Raw genomic sequence first — 6,662 nt, 5'->3', positions numbered from 1 at the left:
CTGCTCTGAGCCAGCTCCTGTCGATTGCCGACGAAATAACCGATGAGCGCCCCCACGCACAGCACAGTCAACAACTTCAATATCTGGGACATAAGGCCTCTTTTGTTACTACGCCATACAGCGGCCATGCTCCCTTCACTATACGCGACCCAACCGGATTCGCGCTGACATACAAGGAGTTAACTGGCAGTCGCGCCGCTGTCTCCCCGCTTTTGACGCGCAGCAAGCCGTAAAGTTCGCTCCAGGATCTGGGAATAAATGGGGCGCCCCCCCAGCCACTGGGCCACCAGAGTTGCTCCGACCGTGGTGATCATCATGGGCAGGATCAGCTGATAGTTATCGGTCATCTCGGTCACCAGCACTATCCCCGTGATGGGAGCACGCACAGTGGCGGCAAACAAGGCCCCCATGCCGGCGATGGCAAAGGCGCCGGGTTCGATACCAAGCTCCGGAAAAGCCGCATGAAACAGATGACCAAACACCACACCAAACAGGGTGCCAAGGGCCAGAGTCGGAGCAAACACGCCACCTGGGGCGCCAGAGCAGAAGCAGATAAGAGTGGCCACCAGCCGTACAGAGAATATGAGGAACAGGGTCGCCATTGCATACTCTCCGCCCATCAGATGGGGGATGAGCTCTGTCCCTCCGCCTGTCACCGATGGCGCAAACAGCGACAGTACGCCAAAGGTCCCCGCCACCAGCATGCCGATGGCCACGAAGCGATGACGCTTGTTCTGGTGCAGTGCCAGATAGCCATCCTGGCAGGCCAGCACCAGCTTGTTGAAGACAAAACCAAGCACCCCGAAGATAGCCCCCATAAAGAGGAACAGCCAAAGCGCCTTCAGTGCAGGAGCATCGTAGTGGGGCAAGGTGATCACCGCCCCCTGCCCTTTCATGTTCTGCAGCATCAGGGTTGCCATGATGGCGGAGATCCCTACCGCCTTGATGGCCAGAAAGGAGTAGCGAAACTGGGGTCGCATCTCTTCCATCACGAACAGGATCCCGGCCAGCGGTGCATTGAAAGCGGCGGCCAGACCACCCGCGGCACCGGCGGCCAGCAAAGCATGACCATGCTCCTTGGGTAGCCGGAAGATATCCGCCACCATCTTGCCAAGGTTGCCACCGATCTGCACCGAGGGTCCCTCCCGTCCCAGCACCATGCCGGAACTCAGGGTACAGATGCCGCCGAAGAACTTGACCGGCAGCACCCGCCACCAACGTACCGGACGCAGATCATCCATGGCCCCTTCGATTTCAGGGATCCCTGAGCCGCCCGCTTCCGGAGCAAAGGCATGGGTGAGAAAGTAACCGACAAAACCCAACAAGGCGCTGAAGCCAAATCCGAGCAGACCGAGCTGCCACCAGGTGCGGTCGGCCAGCAGCTCGAGTCGCTGCTCGGCCAGCCAGTGCACACCGGATTCGAACAGTCCGCACACCAACCCTGCCAAGGTACCGACCAGGGCCGCTAGCAATAACACCAGCAGTGGCATCTTGTCTTGATGGATCATGCGCAGCAAGGCGGGGCTGCGTGGATAAGAGGAAGCGTCAGAAGAGGAGATAACTTGTTGTGCCATCTTGTTGCACCATGTTGGAAAGACCACATTTGTCTGCCTGGTGAGGAGCACCTAGCAGACAGCCCGGCTGCCCAGCACAGAGCCTTTCTGCTATAGTCGGCCCGTTTCATTTAGCACGGGGCAGGCCTGGGCCAGGTAACGAGAGCGCAAAGCATACTCCAGCTCCCCCTAGCTGCCGAGCCGCAATAGGCCGCCTGCGCCTGTGCGACGACCAAAATCCCATTAAGGATGATCCATGTCAAAATCAGATCAGCTGTTTGAACAGGCCCGCCAGACCATTCCCGGTGGCGTCAACTCACCAGTCCGCGCCTTCAATGGGGTCGGCGGTACACCCCGCTTCATCGATCACGCCGATGGTGCCTACCTCTATGACGTGGATGGTCAGGCCTATGTGGACTACATCGGCTCCTGGGGCCCCATGCTGCTCGGTCACAACCACCCGGCCATCAAGGCTGCCGTCATCAAGGCAGTGGAGAAGGGTCTGAGCTATGGTGCGCCCACCGAGATCGAAGTGCTGATGGCCGAGAAGGTACGCCAGATTGTGCCTTCCATGGAGCAGGTGCGGATGGTGAACTCCGGCACAGAGGCAACCATGAGCGCCATCCGGCTGGCTCGCGGTTACACGGGTCGCGACAAGATCGTCAAGTTTGAAGGCTGCTATCACGGCCACGCCGATTCCCTGCTGGTCAAGGCCGGCTCCGGCGCCCTCACCCTGGGTCAGCCCAACAGCCCGGGCGTGCCGGCCGACTTTGCCAAACACACCCTGACCTGCGTGTTCAACGACCTCGATTCAGTACGGGAAGCCTTCACCCAATACGGTTGTGATATCGCCTGCATCATAGTCGAACCGGTCGCCGGCAACATGAACTGCATCCCGCCTGTGCCCGGTTTTCTGGAAGGGCTGCGCACCATCTGCGACGAGTTCGGTGCCCTGTTGATCCTGGACGAGGTGATGACCGGTTTCCGTGTCTCGCTGCGTGGTGCTCAGGGTTACTACAACATAGACCCGGACCTTACCACTCTCGGCAAGATCATCGGTGCCGGCATGCCGGTTGGCGCTTTCGGCGGCAAGAAGAAGGTGATGCAGCATATAGCCCCGACCGGTCCGGTTTATCAGGCGGGTACTCTCTCCGGCAACCCGGTCGCCATGGCCGCGGGCCTGACCATGCTGGATCTGCTGCTGGAGCCGGGGCTCTATGAGCAGCTGAATGCCAAGACTGCCCGGGTTGCCGAGGGGCTGAAAGCCGCTGCCGCCAAGCACGGTATCCCGCTCGCCATCAACTATGTGGGCGGCATGTTCGGCTTCTTCTTTACCGACGAGCCGGAGATCACCCGCTATGAGCAGGTTACCCGCTGCGACATGGAACGTTTCAAGCGCTTCTATCATCTGATGCTGGAAGAGGGTGTTTACCTGGCGCCGAGTGCCTACGAGGCAGGCTTCCTGTCACTGGCCCACGGCGACAAGGAGATCGAACATACCCTGGCCGCCGCCGAACGCAGCTTCGCCAAACTGGCGGGTTAATCCAGCCAGAGATTAACGAGAGGGCCCTTTGCGGGCCCTTTTCTCTATCTGATGTGTCTGACTTCCCCCAGCGCCTCTTTCTGGTGCAGCTATCTGCTCACCCCCTCTGTTTTGTCATCCCCTGGTGCAATATCCCATACCATCCCTGTCATAAAACGGGCCCACTATTTGCAAATCTTCAGCAGGAGCCCACTTGACCGAGGTCCATATGGCAGAGATGAGCCCCATCGATGTGCTGCGGCGCTATCAGGAATACGAAACCGAACTGGCCCCCCTGTTGCTGGGACTGCTCACCGCCCCCCGTGATTCCCTAAAGGGCTACCCCTTTATTCTGACCATAGGCCAGAGCCGTGAGTCTGCGAGGATCCTCCCCCCCGTACCCGCGCCACAGGCACAGCTACGTCTGGTTGTGCAGGGTCATGGTCGGGAACTGACACTTTGCCTCAATCAGCTGATTGCCTGGCTGATGGGCGATCGTGAGCGGCGCCGCGCCATGCCCTGGTTCAAGGCTGTCTATGTGGTGCTGAGCATGGCGCTGTTTCTCATCGTCGCCACCCTGATATGGCATGGATTGGAGCAGCTCTATCTGCTGCTGTGCGGGGAGCAGCAGAACCAGCTAGGTGCCTTTAGCGCCATCATATTCCTGACCCTGGCGCTGGCGGTATTCGATCTGGGCAAGACGATTCTGGAGGAGGAGGTGCTGCTGCATAAGGACATCTTTCGCCACAGCGCCGTTCGCCGCACCATCACCCGCTTTATCGCCGCCATCCTGATTGCGGTCTCCATAGAGGGATTGTTGCTGCTGTTCAAGGGGTCGCTTGGCCAGAGCGAACTGCTCTGGCCTGCGGTGGGTGTGATGGGATGTGCAGTGGGACTGCTGCTGGCACTGGGGCTCTATGTGTTTCTGGGGGCCAAAGCCGAGGCGGCACTGGTCCAGGCTAACCTGCGATCTCCACCAGCCGGGGTTGAGCCTTGCGTCGCTCTGCCCGCCAGGAGGCGTACATGGTCCAGGAGGTGTAGATGACGATAAAGGCCACCAGCCACTTCAACATTTCCATGTCCATGGACTGTACCAGCAGGGCAGCCAGCACCACGCCGATGGGGCCAAAAATTGCCACCGCCAGCACGGCCCTGGCATCAAAGGCCCCCTTGCGAATGAAGGTGCCCGCCGAGAAGACGCTGAGCACGGCGGTGGATCCCATCATGATGGGAAACGCCGCCATGGGGTTCATCCCCAGCAGATAGACGAGCGTCATGCAGGGGGCGAACAGCCCGATCCCCACATTCATCAAGACCCCGAAGATGAAATTGCCGAGCAGGGCAATTCCCAGCTTGTAACCTGTCAGCCCCATGGCATCGCCGCCGAGGGGGAACAGACCCAGCAAGCCCGCAAAGATGAGGCCGGCCACCACCAGCAGAGAGACCGCCATCACCAGCCGTATGGTCTGACGATCAAATGAAGCCACATGACGCGCCCCCCAGGCAGCCCCCGCGGCGGCTGCCACCATCATGCTGATGAGCGTGATCGGGTCCACCTTGACCACGCCGATAAAGATGAGGGACTGGGCAACCGTCGGCAGCACGCACTGGCCATTGAGGGTACCGGGCAGCAGCCGATCGTCGATCAACTTGAACTGCTTGAAACAGGCTGTCTTCACGGCAAAGCTGCCAACCCCCAGGGTATCGAGAAAATTGGCAACAAATCCGATGGCGGCCACAGGCCAGAACGGGGTTGGCTCCAGTGAGCCCTGCTGCCGTTTATGCCACCAGGCCCGTACCAGCATGAAAACGAACGCCAGGGCACACATGATGAATATCAGGCGTAAAAGATTAATTAGCATACCGACCTCTCCTGCAAGGGCCGGCGATTCTAAGGCAGCGGAAATTAAAAGTCCTGACCAGAATCAATCACGCCCCCATGCAAACGATTGTCTGGATAAAGCTCGAGCAAGCGCGTTCGAATGACTCTGCTAATACTTATCCAAGAGGGCCAGCAGGCCTGGGGCCATCGGTGGTAGTCATGGTCATTTCGCGACGACCACAGTCATCGATGGGCAGTAGCCAAAAAGAAGGCCGGTGTAAACCGACCTTCTTTTTTTGATATTAATCGGACGGATGCCCGGTACTGCGCCGTCGTGGCCAAAGAGGCAGCCGGGAGGCAAGCCAGCCGATCATCGCATCCGACAGCCCCGTCAGCAACAACAAGGGCAAACAGAGCAGGGTCAGGCCCAAGGCGCCAACATAAACATCCGTCAACCAGTGGGCACCAGACAAAATACGGGGCGCCGAGAACAGCGGCACCATCAAGATGGCCAGCACCCCTGCCCAGCGTGGCAGATAACGCAGGGCGAAACCGGCAAAGATCATCAAAAACAGGGCATGATCGCCGGGGAAACTGTCGCTGGAGGAATCCTTGGTCGGGATCGCGCTGAGCTGGGTGACTCGTAGTGCATCCGCAACGGTCAGGGTCGGACTGGGACGACTGACCGGCAGCAGGTGACCAAACTGGTTGATAACCAGTGCCCCCAACAACATGACGATCCCCATGGCGACAAGGCGACGACGATCCCCATCCTCAGAACGGAAGAAGCACATCGCCAGGATGAGCCCCATGCAGCCCAATACGACCAGATCAAACAGACGATTATTGGTCACGGCCACCACATCGGCCCACAACGAAGACTGGCCCAGCCAGCCATTGACCAGATGAAAGACGGCAAGATCCCACTGATCCCAGGGGCCATGGGCAGGCAAGGCGGCCCAACTGATGGCAATGAGGCCCCCAATCAAATAGCACGGCACGAACTTGTTCATGCAGACTCTCCTCTCCCGGAAAAAACGCGGCATTCTAGAACATAATGGGCGCGATTTGAATCCTTAACATTGGAGAGGGGATAACCGGACAAGGCGCTATTACAACCGGGCTGTGAAGCCGCCATATCGACACAAGGTCCACTGGATGACGGAACACTACCTTGGTCTGAACCAGGCTTGCAGCTAGTATGAGAGCTCTTTTTTAACGAGATGATGAGGAATATGCGCAGCTACCTTCGCATTATGCTGTTTGCCCTGGGTTTATTGGCCGGCGTTCAGGTACCGGGTCTGATCGACCTCTATTACCAGCGGCTGGATGCACGCCTGCAACAGGCCAACCTCAGCCTGGTGCCATTTCAGGGCACGGCGGATCAGCACTTCAACGGCGATCTGACCGCCCTGGTCAACCACTATCGCACCAACCCGGACCCCGTATTCGCCCGGGATGCCGTCAGTCTGCAACACCTGGTGAGCCAGCAGCAGATGCTGTTGCAGGAGAGTGCTTTCAAGGATCATCCCTGGTATCAGCAGCTGACACACCTGCTGCTGCGCGCCGATCCCCAACTCTGGCAAGATACTATGCAAAACTACAGCTATCTGGTGCCGCTCAAACAGTCCGCCATCATATGTGGCATGTCGGTGGGGTTCATCGCGGCCTTGCTGGGAGACCTGTTGCTCGGCCTCATACTGTTGCCGTTTCGAAAGCGCCAACCGAGATCGCGCCATGCCCTGCGCTAACTGCAACCTATAAA

The 6,662-nt window shown here is 58.9% G+C and carries 7 protein-coding genes (1 of these 7 running past the window's edge); 3 read left to right on the top strand and 4 right to left on the bottom strand.

All coding sequences use genetic code 11. The features are described 5' to 3' along the window. Positions 1-92, bottom strand: the 5' portion of a protein-coding gene (locus ONZ54_RS04090) for a DUF6776 family protein (protein ID WP_058395891.1). The gene continues 598 nt to the left of window position 1, outside the view; the window shows 92 of its 690 coding nt (coding positions 1-92); the start codon lies at positions 90-92; its stop codon lies beyond the left edge, outside the window. 87 nt (positions 93-179) lie between these two features. After that, on the bottom strand, positions 180-1,574 hold the full coding sequence (gene clcA, locus ONZ54_RS04085; RefSeq protein WP_271787510.1) for a H(+)/Cl(-) exchange transporter ClcA: 1,395 nt from the start codon (positions 1,572-1,574) through the stop codon (positions 180-182). A gap of 235 nt (positions 1,575-1,809) precedes the next feature. On the opposite strand from clcA, the gene hemL reads away from it, so the two are divergent. Both hemL and ONZ54_RS04075 read left to right on the top strand, forming a co-directional pair. After that, on the top strand, positions 1,810-3,096 hold the full coding sequence (gene hemL, locus ONZ54_RS04080; protein WP_005313142.1) for a glutamate-1-semialdehyde 2,1-aminomutase: 1,287 nt from the start codon (positions 1,810-1,812) through the stop codon (positions 3,094-3,096). 208 nt (positions 3,097-3,304) lie between these two features. Next, entirely contained in the window at positions 3,305-4,120 is an 816-nt protein-coding gene (locus ONZ54_RS04075; protein ID WP_271788245.1) for a hypothetical protein, read from the top strand. Here ONZ54_RS04075 and ONZ54_RS04070 read toward each other — a convergent pair. Together ONZ54_RS04070 and ONZ54_RS04065 are read right to left on the bottom strand one after the other, a co-directional pair. Continuing rightward, positions 4,035-4,937, bottom strand: coding sequence for a sulfite exporter TauE/SafE family protein (locus ONZ54_RS04070; RefSeq protein ID WP_219598399.1), 903 nt, complete (start codon positions 4,935-4,937; stop codon positions 4,035-4,037). The two genes, ONZ54_RS04075 and ONZ54_RS04070, sit on opposite strands and share 86 nt — an antisense overlap. A gap of 262 nt (positions 4,938-5,199) precedes the next feature. Continuing rightward, a complete protein-coding gene (locus ONZ54_RS04065; protein ID WP_271787509.1) occupies positions 5,200-5,910 on the bottom strand; it encodes a phosphatase PAP2 family protein in 711 nt (236 codons plus the stop codon). Positions 5,911-6,120: 210 nt separating this feature from the next. Here ONZ54_RS04065 and ONZ54_RS04060 point away from each other — a divergent pair, with 210 nt between their 5' ends. Then, positions 6,121-6,648: a DUF2937 family protein gene (locus ONZ54_RS04060; RefSeq protein ID WP_058395895.1), complete on the top strand. Its 528-nt coding sequence runs from the start codon at positions 6,121-6,123 to the stop codon at positions 6,646-6,648. The last annotated feature ends 14 nt before the right edge of the window (positions 6,649-6,662 follow it).

Origin of the sequence: Aeromonas salmonicida (assembly GCF_028355655.1) — a bacterium.
Lineage (GTDB): Bacteria > Pseudomonadota > Gammaproteobacteria > Enterobacterales > Aeromonadaceae > Aeromonas > Aeromonas salmonicida.
Note: the sequence above shows the minus strand (reverse complement) of the source record. Positions and strands in the feature narration are given on the sequence as shown.

Bases quoted from the DNA above. Each gene is read 5' to 3' on its own strand.
- clcA (WP_271787510.1), bottom strand. From the start codon at position 1,574: ATGGCACAACAAGTTATCTCCTCTTCTGACGCTTCCTCTTATCCACGC.
- hemL (WP_005313142.1), top strand. From the start codon at position 1,810: ATGTCAAAATCAGATCAGCTGTTTGAACAGGCCCGCCAGACCATTCCC.
- ONZ54_RS04075 (WP_271788245.1), top strand. From the start codon at position 3,305: ATGGCAGAGATGAGCCCCATCGATGTGCTGCGGCGCTATCAGGAATAC.
- ONZ54_RS04070 (WP_219598399.1), bottom strand. From the start codon at position 4,937: ATGCTAATTAATCTTTTACGCCTGATATTCATCATGTGTGCCCTGGCG.
- ONZ54_RS04065 (WP_271787509.1), bottom strand. From the start codon at position 5,910: ATGAACAAGTTCGTGCCGTGCTATTTGATTGGGGGCCTCATTGCCATC.
- ONZ54_RS04060 (WP_058395895.1), top strand. From the start codon at position 6,121: ATGATGAGGAATATGCGCAGCTACCTTCGCATTATGCTGTTTGCCCTG.